This window comes from Streptomyces sp. WAC07094 (genome assembly GCF_036320405.1).
GTDB lineage: Bacteria > Actinomycetota > Actinomycetes > Streptomycetales > Streptomycetaceae > Streptomyces > Streptomyces lannensis.
This window is the reverse complement of record NZ_JAVMJZ010000003.1, coordinates 432832-453235: the sequence shown is the minus strand read 5'-3', so window position 1 is coordinate 453235 and position 20404 is coordinate 432832. Positions and strand designations below refer to the sequence as shown.

16 protein-coding genes and 1 pseudogene are annotated in these 20404 nt (G+C 67.8%); 11 read left to right on the top strand and 6 right to left on the bottom strand.

The window, feature by feature from the left end; translation table 11 throughout:
• Positions 1-153: 153 nt before the first annotated feature.
• Complete coding sequence (locus RCR19_RS41520) at positions 154-921, bottom strand: GNAT family N-acetyltransferase (RefSeq protein ID WP_331270265.1); 768 nt, start codon at positions 919-921, stop codon at positions 154-156.
• A 306-nt stretch (positions 922-1227) separates the two neighbouring features.
• Positions 1228-1929 carry a hypothetical protein gene (locus RCR19_RS41515; RefSeq protein WP_331270264.1) on the bottom strand — a complete coding sequence of 234 codons (702 nt, stop codon included), beginning with the start codon at positions 1927-1929 and terminating at the stop codon, positions 1228-1230.
• A 322-nt stretch (positions 1930-2251) separates the two neighbouring features.
• Between RCR19_RS41515 and RCR19_RS41510 the strand changes: the two genes are divergently transcribed.
• Positions 2252-3226 (top strand): TIGR01777 family oxidoreductase, encoded by a 975-nt coding sequence (locus tag RCR19_RS41510; RefSeq protein WP_331270263.1) that lies wholly within the window; start codon positions 2252-2254, stop codon positions 3224-3226.
• 222 nt (positions 3227-3448) lie between these two features.
• On the opposite strand, the gene RCR19_RS41505 is transcribed toward RCR19_RS41510, so the two are convergent.
• A complete protein-coding gene (locus RCR19_RS41505; protein WP_331270262.1) occupies positions 3449-3859 on the bottom strand; it encodes a hypothetical protein in 411 nt (136 codons plus the stop codon).
• An 88-nt stretch (positions 3860-3947) separates the two neighbouring features.
• On the opposite strand from RCR19_RS41505, the pseudogene RCR19_RS41500 reads away from it, so the two are divergent.
• The 3 genes and pseudogenes from RCR19_RS41500 to RCR19_RS41490 all read left to right on the top strand — a co-directional run bounded on the left by RCR19_RS41500 (position 3948) and on the right by RCR19_RS41490 (position 7880).
• Positions 3948-4777: pseudogene (locus RCR19_RS41500) on the top strand (IS5 family transposase).
• Positions 4778-4849: 72 nt separating this feature from the next.
• A complete protein-coding gene (locus RCR19_RS41495; RefSeq protein ID WP_331264095.1) occupies positions 4850-6127 on the top strand; it encodes an IS701 family transposase in 1278 nt (425 codons plus the stop codon).
• Between the two features lie 172 nt (positions 6128-6299).
• Positions 6300-7880 (top strand): IS1182 family transposase, encoded by a 1581-nt coding sequence (locus RCR19_RS41490; RefSeq protein ID WP_331269356.1) that lies wholly within the window; start codon positions 6300-6302, stop codon positions 7878-7880.
• A gap of 350 nt (positions 7881-8230) precedes the next feature.
• Here RCR19_RS41490 and RCR19_RS41485 read toward each other — a convergent pair whose 3' ends face one another.
• A complete protein-coding gene (locus RCR19_RS41485; protein WP_331270261.1) occupies positions 8231-8452 on the bottom strand; it encodes a hypothetical protein in 222 nt (73 codons plus the stop codon).
• Positions 8453-8699: 247 nt separating this feature from the next.
• A complete protein-coding gene (locus tag RCR19_RS41480; RefSeq protein ID WP_331270260.1) occupies positions 8700-9437 on the bottom strand; it encodes a hypothetical protein in 738 nt (245 codons plus the stop codon).
• A 288-nt stretch (positions 9438-9725) separates the two neighbouring features.
• Between RCR19_RS41480 and RCR19_RS41475 the strand changes: the two genes are divergently transcribed.
• The 7 genes from RCR19_RS41475 to RCR19_RS41445 all read left to right on the top strand — a co-directional run bounded on the left by RCR19_RS41475 (position 9726) and on the right by RCR19_RS41445 (position 19011).
• Positions 9726-10571: a hypothetical protein gene (locus tag RCR19_RS41475; protein WP_331270259.1), complete on the top strand. Its 846-nt coding sequence runs from the start codon at positions 9726-9728 to the stop codon at positions 10569-10571.
• 689 nt (positions 10572-11260) lie between these two features.
• Positions 11261-11476 (top strand): hypothetical protein, encoded by a 216-nt coding sequence (locus RCR19_RS41470; RefSeq protein WP_331270347.1) that lies wholly within the window; start codon positions 11261-11263, stop codon positions 11474-11476.
• A gap of 426 nt (positions 11477-11902) precedes the next feature.
• A complete protein-coding gene (locus RCR19_RS41465) occupies positions 11903-13078 on the top strand; it encodes a cytochrome P450 (protein ID WP_331270258.1) in 1176 nt (391 codons plus the stop codon).
• A 488-nt stretch (positions 13079-13566) separates the two neighbouring features.
• Positions 13567-14922 carry an ABC transporter substrate-binding protein gene (locus RCR19_RS41460; protein WP_331270257.1) on the top strand — a complete coding sequence of 452 codons (1356 nt, stop codon included), beginning with the start codon at positions 13567-13569 and terminating at the stop codon, positions 14920-14922.
• A gap of 13 nt (positions 14923-14935) precedes the next feature.
• Positions 14936-15889, top strand: coding sequence for a sugar ABC transporter permease (locus RCR19_RS41455; protein ID WP_079050892.1), 954 nt, complete (start codon positions 14936-14938; stop codon positions 15887-15889).
• On the top strand, positions 15886-16758 hold the full coding sequence (locus RCR19_RS41450) for a carbohydrate ABC transporter permease (protein ID WP_115974413.1): 873 nt from the start codon (positions 15886-15888) through the stop codon (positions 16756-16758). Before RCR19_RS41455 ends, RCR19_RS41450 begins: the two co-directional genes overlap by 4 nt.
• Positions 16759-19011, top strand: coding sequence for a glycosyl hydrolase family 65 protein (locus RCR19_RS41445; protein ID WP_331270256.1), 2253 nt, complete (start codon positions 16759-16761; stop codon positions 19009-19011).
• A 24-nt stretch (positions 19012-19035) separates the two neighbouring features.
• Here the strand turns inward: RCR19_RS41445 and RCR19_RS41440 are convergent, their stop codons facing one another.
• Positions 19036-20247, bottom strand: a complete 1212-nt coding sequence (locus tag RCR19_RS41440; RefSeq protein WP_331270255.1) for a LacI family DNA-binding transcriptional regulator — start codon at positions 20245-20247, stop codon at positions 19036-19038.
• Between the last annotated feature and the right edge of the window lie 157 nt (positions 20248-20404).

Below are 20404 nucleotides of genomic sequence, written 5' to 3'. Positions count from 1 at the left end.
GCCGGCCGGAAGGTCGGCTGGGCGCACGAGAACGGATACCCGCTCCCTCCGGCGTGCCGCCGTGGCCGGGTCCTGGCCGTTGACACCACCTGGAGGCCGATGGCCGACTCACCGCCCACGAGGAGGCCGTGGGCAGCGATGCTGCCCCGGCCGTCATGGAGCTGTGATCACGGTCATGTACTCCTCGGTGCCGAAACCCACCGACTCGTACACGGGCTCACCCATCTTGCTGGCGTAGAGGTAAGCCGTTGTCGCACCAGCGGCATGACCCGCTCGCACCAACTCGATGGTCACAGCCCGCCCATAGCCGCGCCGTCGGTAGTGCGGGAGCGTGCTGAGGTTGAAGATGCCCAGCAGATCACCGGAGACGGAGGTCATGCCCGTCCCCACCGGAACGCCGTCCACTTCCGCCAGGTAGAAGGTCAGCCCGACGAGCTTGGCGAAGGACGGGTTGTTGAACACCTGGAACGTCTCGTGCGGCACCTCGAAGCCTTCGGCCACCGTCCGGGCGTAGAGATCGAGTTCATCGGACGACACGGGCCGCACGCGAAGCGGGCCGACGCTCGGCTGCGGCGGTGGTCCCTGGTCGGGGCGCCTGACCATGAGGGGCTCAGTGTTGAACTGGGTCAGCCCGTTACGCGCTGCCACCTCGGTGATCAGCGGCCCCGGTATCCCGCGCACATGAATGCTCCAAGGAACGTCCCACGGCGCCTCGGACGCGGCCAATGCGGCTATGTCGTCCGCATCTGGTTCCAGGCTGGGGCTGATGATCGCATTGAGGGCTGCCACCGGGGCCCCTGAGATCGACAGAACGGCACCCTGCGGACTTCTTCTCGTGCGGCCGCCGGCTGTCGACAACCCCTCGAACACGGCGACGTAGGCGTCTGCGATCGACCTGCGTGAGTCATTCATGTGCGCCATGAACCAACTGTAGGGGCCCGATGTCGGACGGTGTGACGGGCGTGTGACCACACCCTTGTGTCGGCTGCTCGTCGCGGCCGGCTGAGAGCGGCCGGGTTCGGTACGCGTCGTCGGAGCGCGTAGTCCCGGGCCGGCACCTCCCGGTGAATGCGGCGGAGGGCCAGAACAGCACGATCGCCTGACGGGACCTCCGAGGCGAACTGGAACCTCACGAGGGTAAGGGCCAAGCGATACAGCACCGGGTCGTGGTCACAGGCGACCGCTGTTGAGCGGCCCCACGCGTAAGATCCACTTCCGGTATGCACCTCAAGCCGGGATCAGGACGGTGAGCCATTCCGCCTCCCGTGGCCGGTAACCATAACGATCCCTCAGTCCCGTAACGACTGCCGGGACGTGGCCGGCGCCGTACACGATGGCCACTCGGATCCGCTCCTCGCCGCGCTCCGCGTAGATCTCGCCGAGCGCGGCGAGCAACCGTTGGTCGCGCCGACCGATCATCGCCCGCTCCACCGGATCGTCGGCCATCATCTCCGCGCGCAGTGTCGAGGGCAGATCCTCGACCTCCATGTCCTCGTCGAGGAAGGCGCGCGGCCCACGCAGCGCGAACACCAGGCCCATCACGGGGGCCACGACCATGAGGAGCAGATACATCCAGCGAGGCAGCGTCTTGAGGTCCTCGATCGCCTCGGCGGCGGTCACGTCCGGGTTGATGATCGGCACGCCCTCAGGGAGCAACAGGCCCTCGTGCTGCTCCTGCAGGCCATTGCGCTTTCGCCTCGGAGCGAAGCGGTAGGCGAGTGTGAGTGCGCTCACTCCGACCGACCGTCCACGGATTCCCTCGAGCACTATGAGGTCACAGTCCCTGAGTCTGAGGCGCACCTGGGAGTAGAACGTCGGTGAGGCCACGTGCAGCATCGGAAAGATCACGAACTCCAGCGGCGTCCCCTTGCGTCTCATGGTGATCACAGCGGACCGGACGGCATAACCCGTCACCTCGATGATCTGCATGAGCCCCCCATTCGGCCCGGCCTGGTTTCGCTTCCGCCCATATCAGGACACGACCTGTCGAGGGTCGTGGTTCCCCATCGTCGTGAGGCGTGCCTGGGCAGTGGGGACAACGGGCGGACTGGCGGCCCCAGGTCATGAGAGCCGGGTGACGTGGCGGCCGCCCGGTGCCCCGGCGGTTCATGTGCCCGGTCCGGCATCCGTCGCCGTGACCTCACCTCCGCGAGGGCAGTCCGCGACCCTTGTGAAGGTGTTGCCGGGCCCTCGTTTGAACGCGTTCAAATCCAAGGTCTACTCTAGTGTCCACCGAAGTTGAGGGGGCTCGATGAAGGTAGTGCTGCCCGGCGGTACCGGACAGGTGGGCACGATCCTGGACCGTGCGCTGACCTCGGCAGGCCACGAGGTCGCCGTGCTGACCAGGCATCCGGAACGCGAGCGTGACATCGCCTGGGACGGGGTGACACTCGGCCCCTGGGCCCAGGTGATCGACGGAGCCGACGTGGTGATCAACCTGGCCGGGCGCAGCGTGTCCTGCCGTTATACCGACGAGAACCTGCGGGCCATGATGGATTCCCGAGTGGACTCGGCACGGGTGATCGGCAAGGCGATCGCCGCAGCCACGCGCCCACCACGCCTCTGGCTGCAGATGAGTACCGCGACGATCTATGCCCATCGCTTCGACGCCGCACACGACGAGGCGACGGGGGTGATCGGCGGTTCGGAAGCCGGGGTGCCCGACTACTGGGCCTACAGCGTCGAGATCGCGAAGAACTGGGAGCAGGCGCAGGCCGAGTCGTGGACGCCGGCGACACGAAAGGTCGCGCTGCGCGCGGCGATGGTCATGAGCCCCGATCGCGGTGGGGTCTTCGACGTACTGGTGAAGCTGGCGCGACTGGGGCTGGGCGGACCGGTTGCGGGCGGCGCGCAGTACGTGTCCTGGATCCACGAAGAGGATTTCGTGGGCGCGGTGGAGTTCCTGATCGCGCGGGAGGATCTCGAAGGGCCCGTCAATCTGGCGTCGCCCGGGCCTCTTACTCAGCGGGATCTCATGAGGGCGCTTCGTGCTGCCTGGGGCGTTCCCGTCGGGTTGCCGGCGACACGTTGGATGGCGGAGCTCGGGGCGTTCGCGCTGCGCTCGGACACGGAGCTGCTGCTCAAGAGCCGCCGAGTGGTACCGGGTCGATTGCGCACGGCCGGGTTCACGTTCGCGTATCCCGAGTGGGACAAGGCTGTCGCCGACCTCGTTGATCGGGTCCGATCCACTCGCTCGGTGCGGCAACCGGGCCGGAGCGGAAGGTGAGCGGAGCAGCAGAGGCGCTCGTGAACCCTGGGGCTTTCCTCCGCCCATTCCGACCTCGCTCGGCCGGTACGGCACCCTCGCGGTCCGTCGTGCGGACGTGCCGAGTGGATCGCCTTCGGCCCTGGAACCGTCTCATAGTGGAAAACGCATGCCCGGTTGTCCCACAGCGGAAGACGTTATGTCACCCTCCGCGAGACGATGAGTGCAACCTCCGTAGGAGGGTCACCTTGCGGCAGGCGTCTCGAGGGCTTTCTGGCCGATCGCGATCAGGACCAGTGGGGCGTCCTTCTTCGGCAGCGCAACCTCGTGGCTTCCGTCCGCCGTCGTCAGCTCGTAGTACGCGAGCCTGCCGTTGAGCGGGACCTTCTTCTCCAACTTCGTGAGCGCGAACGGGCCATGGAGCACCGCCTCCTGCTTGGTGCGACGCTCCCGCCAAACCAGCGGCTGCCCTTGCGCGACGAACAGAGAGCCGATCTTGAGGTGCTGAATCTGCCGACCTTTACCCACGTTCAGCAGGACTGTTCGGCCGATGGTTTTGCTGAGCGCCGCAACTTCGAAGACCCGGCCCTGAAGCAGGTCGGCGGCGTCCTGCTCAACCGAGCGGCGTCTGATGAAGGTCCAGGAAAGGAGCACGTCGGTGACGTTTTGAGTACCGGCAGCGCGCCGGGAAGCTCTAGGGCGTGTCGTCAAACGATCTTGCCTGGTGGATCATGGTTGGGTGATACGTCGCCATGAACTGTCGGATGCCGAGTGGGAGTTCGTGCGGCCGCTGCTGCCCCATGCTGAGTCGGGGCGGAAGCGGCTGGACGACCGGATGGTCCTGAACGGGATCGTGTGGAAGTTCCGGACTGGGTCCGCTTGGCGGGACGTGCCCGAGCGGTATGGATCCTGGGCCACCTTGCACACCCGGTTCCGCCGCTGGGCGGCGGACGGCACCTTCGAGCGGATGCTGCGGGCGGCTCAGGCGAAGGCGGATGCGGCCGGTGCTGTCGACTGGATGGTGTCGGTCGACTCCACCATCGTGCGGGCCCATCAGCATGCCGCCGGGGCTCGAAAAGGGGGCTCCGCAGCCCGGAACTCGGACGGTCGAGGGGCGGCCTGACCAGCAAAATCCACCTCGCTTGCGATGGCCTAGGCCGGCCCCTCGGCTTCACGATCACCGGCGGCAACACCAACGACTGCACCCAGTTCACCGCCGTCATGCAGGCCATCCGCGTGCCGCGGATCGGACCAGGTCGGCCCCGGATCCTGCCCTCGCACGTCATCGGCGACAAGGGCTATAGCTCCCGGGCCATCCGCACCTGGCTGCGTGAGCGGGGCATCGCGCACACCATTCCGGAGCGGGCCGATCAGATCCGCAACCGGCTCCGCCGCGGCAGGCGCGGCGGACGGCCCCCGGTCTTCGACAAGGCGGTCTACAAGCGGCGCAACGTCGTGGAACGCTGCTTCAACCGCCTCAAGCAATGGCGCGGCATCGCCACCCGCTATGACAAGACCGCCCAGTCCTTCCAGGCCGCCGTCACACTCGCAACCCTGCTGATGTGGGCCTGACGTTTGACGACAGGCTCTAGTAGGACTCCGTTAGGTCTGTCTCGCGGTCCTGTTTGGGGGCACGGTAGGTGTGTGGACGCACATGAAGTGAACCGTGCTCGGGCGAAGTTGGCGTTGTTCGTGGCCGACGTGTTCGCGTCGGTGCCGCGCAAGGATCAGCGGGCGAAGGGTGACTGCTATCTGCGGGGGCTGATGCTGGACGGGCGGCGCAAGTCGATCCAGCCGATGGCGGAGCGGCTGTCGGATGGCAACGAGCAAAACCTGCAGCAGTTCGTGAACCAGTCGACGTGGGATCCGGTGCCGGTGCGGCGGCGGATTGCGGAGCGGATGGTGCCGCTGGTGGGCCCGGATGCCTGGGCGGTCGATGACGTGTCGTTTCCCAAGGACGGGAAGATGTCGGTGGCGGTCGCGCGTCAGTACTGCGGAGCCCTGGGCAAGCAGGCCAACTGCCAGGTCACGGTGAGCGTGCACGCGGTCTCCGACACCGCGTCATGTCCGCTGCAGTGGCGCCTCTTCGTGCCCGAGGAGTGGGCAGCCGATGCCCTCCGTCGGCGCAAGACGGGGATTCCTGATGAGATCGGGCACCGGGAGAAGTGGCGTCTGGCCCTGGACGTCCTCGATGAGCTGGCCGGATGGGGCCTTGTCCCACCGGTGGTGGTGGCCGACGCCGGCTACGGGCAGAACGCCGACTTCCGCGACGGGCTGGAGCGTCGGAGCATCGGCTACGTAGTGGCGATCCGCTCGGATGTGACCGCCCACCCGCATGATGCAGTGCCCGCTGCCCCCACCTGGTCCGGCAACGGCCGCAAGCCGCAACCCCGCTACCGCGACAAGCCGTCTTCGGTGGCCGCGCTCGCCGCCGGCTATGGACGGCAGGCTTTCACCGAGGTGACCTGGCGTGAAGGCTCCCGCGGACCGATGCGCTCGCACTTCCTGGCGTTGCGGGTGCGGCCGGCCGGGGTCAGAGCCCGACGCCTCGCCCAGGCCGCCGCCACCGCGGGGGACGGCTCCTGGGACGGTGTCCTGTCCGAGGTCACGTTGCTGGTCGAATGGCCCGCCGGAGCCGAAGCACCCACCGACTACTGGCTGTCCAACCTGCCCGCAGACACCCCGCCGACTGAGCTGGTCCGCCTGGCGAAGATCCGCTGGCGGATCGAGCATGACTACCGGGAACTCAAGCACGGCCTCGGCCTGGACCACTTCGAAGGCCGCTCCTGGGCCGGGTGGCATCACCACGTCACCCTGGTCACCGCCGCCCACGCATTCCTCACCGAACAGCGCCTGGCCCCAAAAGCCGATACAGCGGACTCACCCTCTACCAGATCCTCGACACCCTCCAGGACCTGCTGAACTGTTGGGCCGGCACCTGCACCACCTGCCACCGCCCCCTGCCCACAACATCCACCACCAGCCAGAACCCAAGATCCAAAGCAACCTAACGGAGTCCTACTAGAAGACTCATGAAGATCTTGGGGTTCTGGCCCCACCGTGTGAGCGGTGGGGCCAGACTCGTTGTGTGGTGATGGGGGAATGGGTCGGGGAGACGGTCGGGCCGGATGTGTGGGAGACCTGCCGGGAGTTGATCCCGGTAGGGAGTGTGTTCGCGTTCCTGGCCGAGGACCGCGGTGCGCTGTTCCCGGCGGAGATGTTCGCGGACATGTACCCCTCGGGGAACGGACGGCCCAGCATGCCGCCGCAGATCCTGGCCTCGGCGGTCACGCTGCAGGCCCTGCACGGGCTGTCGGACTTCGAGACGGTCCAGGAACTGCGGTGCGACCTGCGGTGGAAGGCCGCCTGCGGACTCGGCCTGCACGACATGGCGTTCGATCCGTCGCTGCTGGCCTACTTCCGCCGCCGCCTTTCCCGGTCGGCCCGGCCGAATCGGGTCTTCGAGGCGGTGCGGGAGGTGGTGAAGGCGACCGGTGTCCTCAAGGGCAAGCACCGGCGGGCTTTGGACTCCACCGTGCTGGACGACGCGGTCGCCACCCAGGACACCGTCACCCAGATCATCGCCGCCATCCGCGCGGTGATCCGCGAGGTTCCCGGCGCCGACCAGATCGCGGCCGTGCAGTGCACCGCGCACGACTACACCGATCCCGGCAAACCCCGCATCGCCTGGAACGATGAGCAGGCCCGCGCCGACCTCGTCGACTCCCTCGTCGGTGACGCGCTCAGGCTGCTGGGCCACCTGCCTGACCAGCAGCTCGGTGAGAAGGCTGCGAACGCGGTGGGCCTGCTGGCCCTGGTCGCCGGACAGGACGTCGAACCCGCCGAGGACTCCGACGGCCGTGACGGGCGCTGGCGCATCACTCGGGGCACCGCCTACGACCGGATGGTCTCCACCGTCGATGGCGAAGCCCGGCACATCCACAAGACACGCACCCACCAGCAGGACGGATACAAAGCCCACCTGGCCATCGAGCCGGAGACCGCGTTATACACCGCTGTGACCCTCACCCCCGGTGTCGGGCCCGAGCACCACGAGGCCACCGTCGGCGTGGACCTGCTCGCCGAGGAAGACGGGCCGGTGGACGCCTTCGGCGACACCGCCTACTCCACCGGCGAGGCCCGCCAGGCCCTCGAAGCAGCAGGCCACCGGCTGTTTTTCAAACCCGCCCCGCTACGGCCTGCCGTCCCCGGCGGTTTCACCCTGGACGACTTCCGTATCGACACCGCCGCCGCCACGGTGAGCTGCCCCGCTGGACACACCGTCCCCCTGTCGGACCCCGGCGGGCAGAACAACCAGCGCAAGGCTGCCTTCGGGAACCTGTGCACCGGATGTCCCCTACGTGAGCGGTGCACCAAAGCCAAGGCCGGCCGCATCCTGACCATCCGTCCCCACCACGACCTGCTCGCGGCCGCCCGCCGCCAGGCCACCGCCGACCCTGCCTGGCAAGCCGACTACCGCCGCTGGAGACCACCGGTCGAACGCGCCGTCGCCTGGCTCGTCCACCACGGCAACCGCAGACTCCGCTACCGCGGCACCATCGCCAACGACACCTGGCTCCACACCCGAGCCGCCGCCCTCAACCTCCGCCGACTGATCAACCTCGGACTCACCCGCACAGGCAACACCTGGACGATCAACCCCGCCACCGCATAGACCAAGGGGCCACCCGGCCCAGAAACCAGACAGCCCCACCAAGATCTTCATGAGTCTTCTAGGGGCGGTCATGGCGGTGATCTTGACAGCCATGGCGTTGCCTCGCAAGGGCCGAGGGGGCTCCCAGCGAACGATGCAACCCGCTTGATGAGGACACGGGTCACGGGCACCGTGCCGGGTGCGCTGTTGTAACGGGGAGTCGCCGCTTCGCGCTCGGTCTCGGCAGTGCGGCAGGCGGCACTGACTGGAGTCTGTTGGCGCCGTCCTGCGCACCGCCTCCATCGCGGCACTGAGCGGACGCTGACGCGCATCGTCCACCCGCTGATCCGCGGGCAGAGGCCTGACGGGCGTCAATTCCAGGGTTCCTGATGGGGGTTTTCACCCAGCACTCGCGCGGCGGCGACGCAAAGGTCTTCACCGTAGAGCTGGTTGCTTCCGTATTCCGAACCCCAGAGTTCGGACGCGGCCTGGGCCACGGCGCGCCAGCTGAAGCCCTCACGCACTCGCCACGTGCGAATCTGCACGGCCATCTCAGTCGTGATCGTCTCCGGATCCACGAGGTTGTGCTTCATTCCACTGACCCTAGAAACGTCACCGGCGATCCGGCCATCGGAAAACGGCCTCGGCGGATCTGCCGGACAGCACTCCAGGGTTGGTCTCTCCCTCGGAACTGCCTGGCGCCCGGCGCCGGTCATCCCTCTCCGGTCCCCAGGAGGACTGGGGATCCGCGCGCATCAGACAAGATTCGAAAGAGAAGCCCTGAAGCGTGCTGGGACGGTCGGCACGTCCCACGACCGTAGGAACAAATCTCCGTCCCTCTTACTGAGGTCGCATGAGATTGAGGTCGTCCCCCCATGCGTCCAGCACTTCGCCGTGCCCTGCCTCTCGGGCTGTCGCCTCGACAAGGGTGAAGAGGTGCCGCTGCAGGACGACGTCGCCTGATGCCGAGATCCGGTCCACGGCACGGAGCAGCACGTCAGTGTCCCAGCCCGGCAGTGGCTGTCGTGCGAGCTCCCACTCCAGGTACTTGTTGTACGGGCGCGGTCGATGGTTAAGAGCGAAGAGCAGCTCCAGCAAGCACCGGACGCTTTCCGCTGCGTCGAGGCGAGCGGCCAGAGCCTGACCGTCCCGGTGGTTCTTGACCGAGCGATAGAGGGAGTTGGCGTAGGCGTCGAGCCAGTCGCTCGAGACCTTGAACGCCTCGTCGGCACCGAGACGTGCCTTGTCGGCCAGGATCCGGGCGATGCCTCCGTCGAGCCGGTCGAGCACTACCTGGGCACGGGCGAGAGCGTAGCGTTCAAAACCCGGCATCCCGGCTGCGCGGAACTCGGTGAGAGAGACGATGACGAGGTCGAGTTCGGGGGTCCGGTGTCCCGCGAACCGGGTGAGATCGGTCCTCGCGTCGTCGGCGAGGATCACGTACAGGTCGTGGTCGGAGTGCGGGGTCACCATGCCGTCGTGGGCTCGGGAACCTTTGAGGACAAGGCCGACGACCGCTGAATCGGCGGCGGCGAGTTCGACAAACGCGTCGTAGACAAGAGGCTGCTGAGCGGTCACTGTGTCGATCTCCGATGAGGTGGTGACGGGTACGCCAACTGGGGCGGCTCCTGCGATGGGAAGCGCCCTGCACCGTCTGCGGCTGCACATGGCCGCCGCGTGGAAGATCAACGCACTTCTGGGCTCTATCGCCTGACTGGCCGTGAGGCAGAGCACTCGGAGGACGTCGGCGTGCTTGCTCCGACTGCGGGCGAGACGCGTGTGCCACCCGGAAATACTCGGAGGTGTGTCACTGGGCCCCGCTAGAGTCGGCGTTCACAAGAGGATCACAGCAGTGGGGTGGGACAGATGAGACTGCGGCACACCGCAGCCTGGGCAGGGGTCACGGCAGCGGCGTTGATGGTGACGTCCGCGTGCGGCACGGACGGCGCGAAGTCGGCCGCCAAGGCCGTCGACAAGGCCGACCTGATCATGGCGGCGTTGACGCGGGCGACCGATCGGACCGAGAACGTGGGTTCCGCCCAGGTCAGGATGACGACCCAAGCGGCGACGACCAGCCCGATCACCATGGACGGCACCTTCTCCTGGGGCCACGGCTTCGCGTTCGACGTCATGCTCGATACCAAGGCCACCCAGATGCAGCAGCTGCACGCCACTGCGAAGACTCGCAGTGTGTTTGTGGACGGCGCCTACTACTACGACATCGACCCGCAGCCTTCCGGCCCGCTCAAGGGCAAGGAGTGGATGAAGATCGACGCGTCGGCGGTGTTCGGCGACAAGGGCGCGCAGGCGTTCCAGGGGAACTCCGGCGCGGGCAGTCCCGCGCTCGCTATGAAGGGCCTCAAGTACGCAAACAATGTCGACGACCTCGGCAAGGAGACCGTCGACGGGCAGAGCGCGACCCACTACCGGGCCGTGGTCGACAAGGATCACCTGGGCAAGTTCAAGGAGGCCTTCGGAGACCAGAACAGCCTCTTCGGCTCGACGACCGGCGGTGGCGACTCGATCACCATGGACATCTGGGTCGGGGCCAAGGACCTCCCGGTCCGGATGAAGGAGCGGTTCGGCAGTATGACGGTGACGATGGACTTCGAGAAGTTCGGCGCCACGGCCCCGATCAAGGCCCCTCCCGCCGCACAGACCGGTGATGTCACCGAGCTGGTGAAGAACTCCACCGCGCAGCAGCGGGGTTGAGCGGATTCGGACCCGGGTGGCGGTGACCGCCGCGTTCACCGCGGCGGTGATAGGGACGCACGAGCGGGTCCGGCGCTGACCGAAGCAGCGCAGACGCCCAGACGCCCAGACGCCCAGACGCCCCGTCGTCCTTCACGGACGACGGGGCGTCGTCGTACCTGCTCACTCGAGGAATGCATCCGGCCGGCACGCCACACACACAGCGAGCCCATCCACGAGAGGGCCGCCGCCTCAAGCGCATCGACCCGAAGATCCTCGCCGTTGTCGAGATTGCATTCCTCAAGGTGTGGCCATACGGACGTCAGCCCGTCCGCATTCGACCGGCACACGAGCTTGAAACCCACCGAGTCTCGCGGCCGAGGGAACTACGGGAGCCTGCGACGCACGCGGCGGCGACGCAGGCACTGGCTCCTCGACATACCGCGCATTCTCGGCCTGGGCGAAGCCCTCCCGCACCGCGTTTCGTTGCGCGCACAGATGGATGCCGATCGTCTCGGCGTCGGCGCTCTGTCACTCGAGGTATCGTCCGGAGGAGGGGTGCATGAGTAGGCAGAAGGTGGTCAATGGGCTCGATCCGAACACTGACCAACCGATCTGACGTGCTTCTGGCCGCAAGGCCCTTGACCTGGGACGCCACCGGGTCTCACTGTCATGAGGGCTCAGTGGAGTAGCGGCAAACGGGGGATTTCATGATCGAGCTCGGCGTCCTGCTCGGACTCATGGTGGTACTGGCGGTCACCCTGATCGTCAAGCTTGTGCGCCGCGGTAGCGGCACCACCCGGAACGCCGATGGGCTCCTCATCGAGCAAACGCGGCGGGTGCAGGCGTACAACGACCGGGTGTCCTACAACGCCAATACGATGCATGGCTCATCGCCGACCATGAGCGACAACTACCGCTCATAGGAGCTGTCGGGTATCGAGGAGCGGGTCGGCTGGAGTGTGGTGAGCGTGGATTCCACGGTCTGCCGCGCCCATCAAAATGCGGCCGAGGCTCATCACCACCTGCCCCAGGTGCTGGAGGGTCGGCGCCGTCCGGCCGCACGTCGCCTTGATCAGTGCGTCGTCAGCGCGGGACGGGGGCGCCGAAGCGGCCAGGCAGACCCGTACAGAGGCGAGCCCCCACCTCGCGTAGGTGGGGGAGCGCGGTTCATCGGCCATGGCGGGCCGGGGTGCGTGCCGGGCCCGGTGTCTGCGGCCGCGCTCTCGGCGGCTGGATGAGGATCCCCGATATCGACGCGGTGTCCGCGCACAGCCCCGATCCACTTCGCCTTGACAGCGGTTGTTAGCCTTGGCTGTGATCGTTTTTCCCGTGTCCGGCCCGAGTTCGTGATGAGCGACGCCGACTCGTTTCCGCTGGGAGCCGCAACCACCCTCGCGGAACTGGCCGACGACCCGCACCCCCGGCTGGCTTTGCTCCGCGCGCATGAGCCCGTGTCCTGGCTGCCCGAGCTGGACGGCTGGCTGGTGACCCGTCGGGACCTGGCGTTGAGCGTGATGCGGGACGCCGAGACGTTCACCGTGGACGACCCCCGCTTCTCCACCGCACAGGTCGTCGGGCCGAGCATGCTGTCCCTGGACGGCGACCCGCACTCCCGCCACCGGGAGGCATTCACCGCCCCCTTCCGTCCCCGAGAGGTGTATGACGGTTTCGCCTCGTTCATCGAGGAAGAGACGGACCGGCTCGTCACCGCGCTGGAACCGGCGGGCGTCGGCGAACTGCGACGGGCTTTCGCCGGTCCGCTAGCGGTCGCCGTCGTCACTCATGCACTCGGTCTCGTCGACACCCCGGCGGCCACGGTGCTCTCCTGGTACGACGCCATCGTGAAGTCGGTCTCCGACATCACCGCCGGACATGAGGCCGGACCCGCCGGTACCGCGGCGTATCGGCAACTTCGGGCAGCGGTGGAAGCCACCGTCGCCGAGCAGGACCCCTCCTCGCTCCTCGTCTCCGCCGCCGGACGGCTGGCGCTGCCGGAAGTCGCTTCCAATGCCGCGGTTCTGATGTTCGGAGGCATAGAGACCACCGAAGGGATGATCACCAATGCGCTGCTGCAGTTGCTGCAACACCCCGACCAACTCGACCTGGTCCGGGAGGACCCCCGTCTGTTGGACGGCGCGATCGAGGAGTCCCTGCGTCTCGAACCCGGTGCTGCCGTCGTGGACCGCTATGCAACCCGTGACACCGTCCTCGGCCGGACCACGATCCGCCGCGGTGACCTGGTCAGCGTCTCGCTGACCGGCGCCAACCGCGACCCGGACGTCTTCTCCGACCCCGATCGTTTTGACGTCCGCCGGAAGAACACACGGCTCCAACTGGCCTTCGCGCACGGCCCGCACTACTGCCTGGCGGCGCATCTCGCCCGCCTGGAGACCCGCATCGCCCTCCAGCGTCTGCTCCAGCGCCTTCCCGGGTTGCGTCTCGACCGGGACCGTCCCACCGCTCCGCACGGTCTGGTCTTCCGCAAGGTCCCCGCTCTGCACGTGCTGTGGCACAAGCCTGCGTGATCGCCCTGCCGTCAGGTAGCGACATTTCCACGACTTGACGGGTGTCGCCGACGGCCAGAGCAGGTGAGATGACCGGACCCGGCTTCGTCGTCCGCTGGGGTTGCTCGGCCCGCGCCGAGCAACGAGCAAACAACCGGGTGCCGGGAAGCTCTGTGCCGGAATGTCCCGTCGCTTCACACTCGGCCGGCCGTCGCCGACTTCCCCCACGCCGTCAGAAGCCTTGCGCGCCTTCACTCGTGAAGAAGCCTGATATGAACGATCAAATTTTGAGGTCGGGTCGGAAGCGGGCGGAACTGCACCGGATGCCCTTGTAGGGGCGTGGGCAGGTCTGTTGGAGTGGGTGGATTCCGTGCCCAGGGGTTGACGGGATGCTCTGCCGAGGCCATCTTGAACGATCAAATCGGAGTTACGGTCGTCGACGAGATGCCGCCGGGGAGCCGACTCGTGGCGTGCTCGGCGACCGGCCGGTGAAAGGCGAGGAGGCCACGGTGAGTTCGTTGCGGATGGTGTTCGGCGTGGGACAGACACCCCCTGGCCACGGGGGAGCGAGGCAGCGGCGGCGGGCCGCCGCGGCGATCGCCGCGATGGTGTGCGCGTCGCTGCTCGCCGGATGCGGCGACTCGGGCTCGGGCGACTCCAAGGGGGGCCCGAAGAAGTCCAACGACCGCGGTCCGATCACCCTGGCCACCGGCAAGGACACGACCGGTACCCTGCAAGGCCAGTTGGACCGCTGGAACAAGCAGCACCCCAGCGAGAAGGTCACCCTCGTCGAACTACCGGAGAGCGCGGACCAACAGCGTCAGCAGTTCATCCAGAACGCGCAGACCAAGTCGGACGCCTACACCGTGCTCAACCTCGACCCGATCTGGGTCGCCGAGTTCGCCGCCAACCAGTGGATCGACGAGCTGCCGGCCAAGGAGTTCCCGCTCGACAAGATGATCCCGGCCGTCGTGAAGACCGGTGACTACTTCGGCAAGCAGTACGCTATACCGTTCAACACCAACGCGGGGCTGCTCTTCTACCGCAAGGACCTGCTCGACAAGATCGGGGCCGAACCGCCCGCGACCTGGGCCGAGATGAAGCAGGACTGCGCCAAGGTGCAACAGCTGCCCGAGGGCAAGGGCATCGATTGCTACGCGGGCCAGTTCGACAAGTACGAGGGCCTCACCGTCAACTTCTCCGAGGCCGTGGCCTCCGCGGGCGGCAGCGTCGTCGACGCGAAGGGCAAGGCGACGGTCGACACCGACGCCGCCAAGAATGGCCTGCAGTTCCTGGTTGACGGCTTCAAGGACGGCACCATCCCCAAGCAGGCCGCCACCTACGAGGAAGAGGACGGCCGACGCGCCTTCCAGTCGGGCAAGCTGCTCTTCCACCGGCAGTGGCCGTACCAGTGGACGCTGGCCAACGCCAAGGACGGCTCCAGCAAGGTGGCCGGAAAGTTCGCCGTCGCCCCGCTGCCCGGGCTGTCCGGGCCCGGAAGGTCGAGCCTCGGCGGACTCGACCTCGCCATCAGCAAGTTCGCCAAGAACAAGGCGACTGCCCTCGACTTCATCAAGTTCTTCTCCGACGAGGACAACGCCCGGACCAATCTCAAGGTCACCTCGGCGGCCCCGCCGTACACCGACCTCTACGACGATCCCGCGCTGCGCAAGCAGTTCCCGTACCTCGACACGCTGAAGCAGTCGCTGGCCACCGCGACACCCCGGCCGGTCGTGGTGCACTACGGCGACGCCACCGCCGCCATCCAGGAGAGCGCCGCGGCCGCCCTGAACGGCTCGAAGTCCGTCGACGACGCACTCGCCGACATGCAGAAGAACCTCTCAGCGGCGATCTCAGAGAAGTAGGCGGGGCCCGCTCGTGTCCGTCATAGCCCCGACGCCGGGGCGCACAGCCCCGGCGTCCCGGCCCCCGCGCACCTCGCGCCGGGCCGGGACCGGCCGCCTGGCCGCTGCCCTGCTCTCGCCCACGCTCCTGGTCCTCGCCCTGGTCATCGGCTATCCGGTGGTGGCAGCCGTGCGGCTGTCCTTCCAGGTGTCCACCGAAGGCATCGATCCGCACACCGGTTTCGTGGCGAACACCAGTCACTACGGAACCGGTAACTACGCGACCGTGTTCACGGACGACCGCCTCCTGCGGCCCTGGTGGAACACCACGTCGTTCGCCCTCGCATCGGTCACTCTCGAAGTCCTCATCGGCGTCTCCATGGCCCTCGTGATGCACCGTGCCTTCCGGGGCCGGGCACTGGTCCGCGCGGCCGTCCTGGTGCCCTGGGCCATTCCCACCGCGATATCCGGCATGCTCTGGAAATGGATCTTCAACAGCCAGGGAGTCGCCAACGATCTCCTCGGCACCCAGATCCTGTGGAGCAGCGAGGGGTTCCACGCCTGGCTCTCCGTGGTCGTCGCCGACACCTGGAAGACCGCGCCGTTCATCGGCCTGCTCGTACTCGCCGGGCTGCAGATCATCCCCGGCGAGTTGTACGAGGCGGCCCGCGTCGACGGCGCGTCCGCATGGCGTGTCTTCTGGCGGATCACGCTGCCCCTGGTCCGCCCGGCCCTCGTGGTCGCCGTCCTGTTCCGGCTGCTGGACGTACTGCGCATGTTCGACCTGCCGTATGTCCTGGTGGGGCCGCGCAAGCACTCGGTCGAGACGCTGTCGATGATCGCTTTCAACGAGATGACCAATCTGCGCTTCGGCTCGGCTGCCGCGTACGCGTCCGTCCTGTTCGTCTACATCGCCGTTGTCGCCCTCGCGTTCGTCAAGCTGTTCGGCGCCGATCTGCTCGGCCGGGGCACCAGGAGTGAGTCATGAGCACGCTGTCCTTCACACGACGTCGGCGGCGCGGTGTGGGCGGGGGCGGGCGGGGCGTGGCCTGGGCCGGGCGCCTGGGCATCGCCGCGATCGTCGCGTACTGCCTGGCACCGTTCTACTGGATGGTGGTGTCCAGCCTGCGCAGGCCGGCCGACCAGTTCTCCAACGCACCGCTACCGGCCCCTGCGTCCTTCGACAACTACACGGCCGCCTTCGACCCGCACAACGGCTTCGGCCGGGCGCTCGTCAACAGCCTCGTCGTCGCAGGAGTCACCACCGGAGCCACCCTGGTCGTCGGCATCTTCGCCGGATACGCCCTGGCGCGGCTGCAGTTCCGCGGCAAGACACTGATCCTGACGCTGATCATCGCGGCGTCGATGTTCCCTCCGATCATCCTGGTCGTCCCGCTGCTCCGACTCTTCACGGATGTCGGATGGATCAACACCTACCAGGCGATGATCGTCCCGAGCATGAGCTTCGCCCTGCCGTTGGCGGTGTGGAACCTCACCGCGTTCTTCCGCCAGATGCCCGCCGAACTGGAGAAGGCCGCCCAGGTCGACGGCTGTACACCGGCGCAGGCCTTCCGCAAGGTCGTGCTCCCGCTGGCCGCGCCGGGCGTCTTCACCACGGCGATCCTCGTCTTCATCAGCGCGTGGAACGAATTCCTCATCGCTGTCAGCGTGGTGAACGACCGTCACATGATGACCGCCAACGTGATCGTGTCCCTCTTCACCGGACAGTACAAGTACGACCAGCCCTTCGGCACGCAGATGGCCGCGGGCGTGGTGGTCACCCTGCCGCTCGTCGCAGCCGTGCTGTTCTTCCAGCGGCGGATCGTGGACGGCCTGACGGCAGGAGGTCTGAAGTAGTTGAGCGCTCCGACCAGCGGCAGCCCCCTTCCGGCCGCCGGCGCATGGGTGCTGGCCACGGATGATCCTGTTTCATCCGTCGGCTATCACCCCGCCTTCACCGGCAACGGCCGTTTTGCGGCACGGGTCCCGGCGGCGGGCAACGGCTTCGCCGACACCCCCGTACGGACCCAGTTCCACGTAGCGGGTCTTTACACCGGCCGCGAAGGCACATGGTCCCGTAAGGCGTCCCTGCCGGCGTGGTCCACGCTCGATGTGAGCGACGGCAGCGGTTCGTTCAATGCCGCGTTCGCCGACCCGCCCGGAGCGCAGACAACCGTCGTCGAGAGCGAACCGCTGATCGGAGGGGACTGGGCTCCGGTGAGCAGCCCGCGCGCCGGGTCGGCCCGCGGCATCGAACGGTACCGGCAGAGCCTCGATCTGCGCACCGGGGTGATCACCACCGAAGCCCGCTGGAACTCTCCTGCGGGTCGGATGACCGACGTGCGCTACGAGGTGTTCACCGACCGGTCAAGGCCGCACGTGGCCGTCGTGAGCGTGACGGTCACGCCGCTCTGGGAGGGTGAACTCGTCATCACCGACGCGCTGGACGAGCGGGCCGGATCGCGCGTCCGGACCGTGGAGCGGGGTGGCGACCAGGGGCGGATCTGGACGCTCGTGGAAGCCGAGGGCAGCGGCATCACGGCCGCGCTCGTCTCCGTTCTGCGGGGGCCGGAAAGTGGCGTGGGTTCAGCCCACGAGGAGCCCTTCCCCGCGCCGGACGGAGGCGCGGCGCAGACGCTCCGCGTCCGCACGTCCCCCGGACGCCCCCTGACATTCACCAAGTACGTGGCCGTGGTGACGTCCCACACGGAGGCCGAGCCACTGGGCACAGCCCGAGTCCATGCCGAAGGGGCCGCCCGCGAGGGCTACGGGCGCCTGGCGGAGGACAACCGGCGTGCCTGGCAACGGGAATGGGAGGCGGACATCGTCGTACGTGGCGATGCGTTGCTGCAACGCCGGGTACGGGCCTCGAAGTTCTACCTCCTCACCAGCGTGCACGAGGACTCGCCCTGGTCGCCGTCGCCCGCCGGACTGTCCAGCGACGGCTACAACGGCCACGTCTTCTGGGACACCGAGACCTGGATCTGGCCCGCGCTGCTCGCTCAGCATCCGCACATCGCACGCAGCGTTCTCGACTACCGCCTCGCGCGTCTCGACGCGGCCCGTGTCGCCGCGAGCGAGGGGGGCCACCGGGGAGCCCGCTTCCCTTGGGAGAGCGGTCTCACCGGTGAGGAGGACACCCCCGACTGGGCGCCCTTCGGACGCCTCGAACAGCACATCAGCGCCGATGTGGCCCTGGCGTTCTGGCAGTACTGGCTCGCCACCGGTGACAGGCAGTGGCTGCGTACCGCGGGGCTGCCGGTGCTGAGCGCGATCGCCGACTTCTGGACGAGCCGTGTCACCCCCGATGCCGAGGGCCGCTGCCATATCAACGGCGTGATCCCGCCGGACGAGTACGCGGTGGGACCGCACGACGACTCCGTGTACACCAACGTCGCCGCGCGGGAGTCCCTGCGCTTCGCCGCCGGAGCGGCACAGGCCCTCGGCGAGAGCGCCGATCCGCGGTGGGCCGCGGTCGCGAAGCGCATCGTCGTTCCGTTCGACGAAGTGCGCGGTATCCACCCGGAGTTCGACGGTTACGCGGGACAGACGATCAAGCAGGCCGATGTGGTGATGCTCGCCTATCCGTGGGAGAACCCGCAGCCCTCGCAGGTCACACGTGCCGACCTGGAGTACTACGCGGCCCGCACCCACGAGGACGGGCCGTCGATGACGGACTCGGTGCACTCCATCGTGCACGCCGAACTCGGCGACGCCGAGAAGGCCTTCGAGTACACCCGGCGCAGCGTCGAACCGTTCGTGAGACCGCCTTTCGAGCAGTTCGCCGAAGCCCGCACGGGAGGTGCCTTCACTTTCCTGACCGGCCACGCCGGCTTCCTGCAGGAGTTCCTGTACGGCTATTCGGGGCTGCGCCTGCGTGCTGACCGGATCGCCCTCGCGCCGATCCTGCCCGTCGAGCTGGAGGGCATCACCCTGCAACGGTTGTGCTGGCGGGGCCGTGTCTTCGACGTGGACATCCGTTCCGACGGCACTACGGTGCGGCTGCGCTCGGGCGAACGGCTCCCTGTGGAAACGGCGGGCACGTTGCGGCATGTACCGACCGGGGGAGAGCTCACGATCTCCACGAGGACGCCCTCACGACATCGATGAGGTGCCGCGGCACCTGCCGGTTCGTCAGGGGCGCAGAGAGTGCGCGTCCAGGTCGGACAAAGGTGAATCCTTGTGCGGTGCCGAGCTCGCGCGGACCACCAGTTCCGGTGTCAGGACCCGATGCAAGGACTCCGCGGGCGACTCACCGTCCGCACCCGAAGTCCGGCCTGTGAGCCGCAGCATCTCCGCCATGACCAGCCGGCCCACTTCCTCGATCGGCTGACGAACGCTGGTCAGCCCGAGCGCCGTGGCCGCGGGGGAATCGTCGAAGCCCACCACGGCGATGTCCCGACCAGGGATGAACCCGCGGTCGCGCACAGAGTGAAGGGCCCCCACCGCAAGGGTGTCGGTCGCCGCGACGACCGCGGTCGGCGGGCCGGGTCGGTCAAGCAGCTCGGCCATCAGCCGGGTGCCGCTCGACGTCGTGTCGGCGCCTCGCACGTCGAGGCGGTGGCTCCCGGCGAGCAGACCGTGCCGGTCCATGGCCGTGAGCCAGCCGCGTGCCCGGGCATCGCCGACACTGGACCCCTCGGGCCAGCCCAGGAATCCGATGCGCCGATGACCTGCGGCGACCAGATGGTCAATGGCGGCGGCGGTGCCCGCCGCGTTGTCGACGTCGGCCCAGCTGTACTGCTCCGTGCTGGTGGCCGTACGACCGAATGCCGTGAACGGCACACCGGCCGCGGTGAGTCGGCTCACCCGCGCGTCGTCCGGCGCGATGTCGTAGAGCACCACGCCGCTCACGGCGCCCGCGCGCCACAGAGTCGTGCACCGCTCGGTCTCCGCGGCGGCATCCGCGGCTGTGAAGAGCAGCACATGATGGTCGCACTCCTGCCCGGCCTCGGCGAGCGCGTGCAGGAACCGGTCCTGGATGGCGGCCACCGTCTCCGCATGCACGGGCAGGATGCGACAGCCGATCATGCGGGGCGAACTCGCCCGCAGGGAGCGCGCCATATGGTTGGGGTGGTAGCCGAGTTCGGCGATGACCCGGGAGACCCGCTCCCGTGTCTCTGCGCGTACACGGTCCGGTGCGTTGAGCACGTTGGAGACCGTCTGCCGAGACACGCCCGCCGCCTCGGCGACGTCCGAAATCGTCACGGACTGCGCAGACGCCGGACGTGCGTCGCGGAAACCGGCTGTCACGTTCTCTCCCTCGCCCACGCTGGAACCCTCATTTTTATCGTTCATACGGAAGCTGTCGAGGCCAGACGGGCAGACCACGGCCGTGCGGCGCAAGAAGGCCGAATGTGACCCAGGGTGTCCCAGGGGCGTTCATCGCCTCCGGGGCGTATTCGGACAGCTTCCCCGGGCCGTGGTCGAGCTGTCGGCCGGCCGGGGTCGGATCGACGGCGCGATCCAGGCGGGGCGCCTCGTGTTGGACTGCGACGACGCC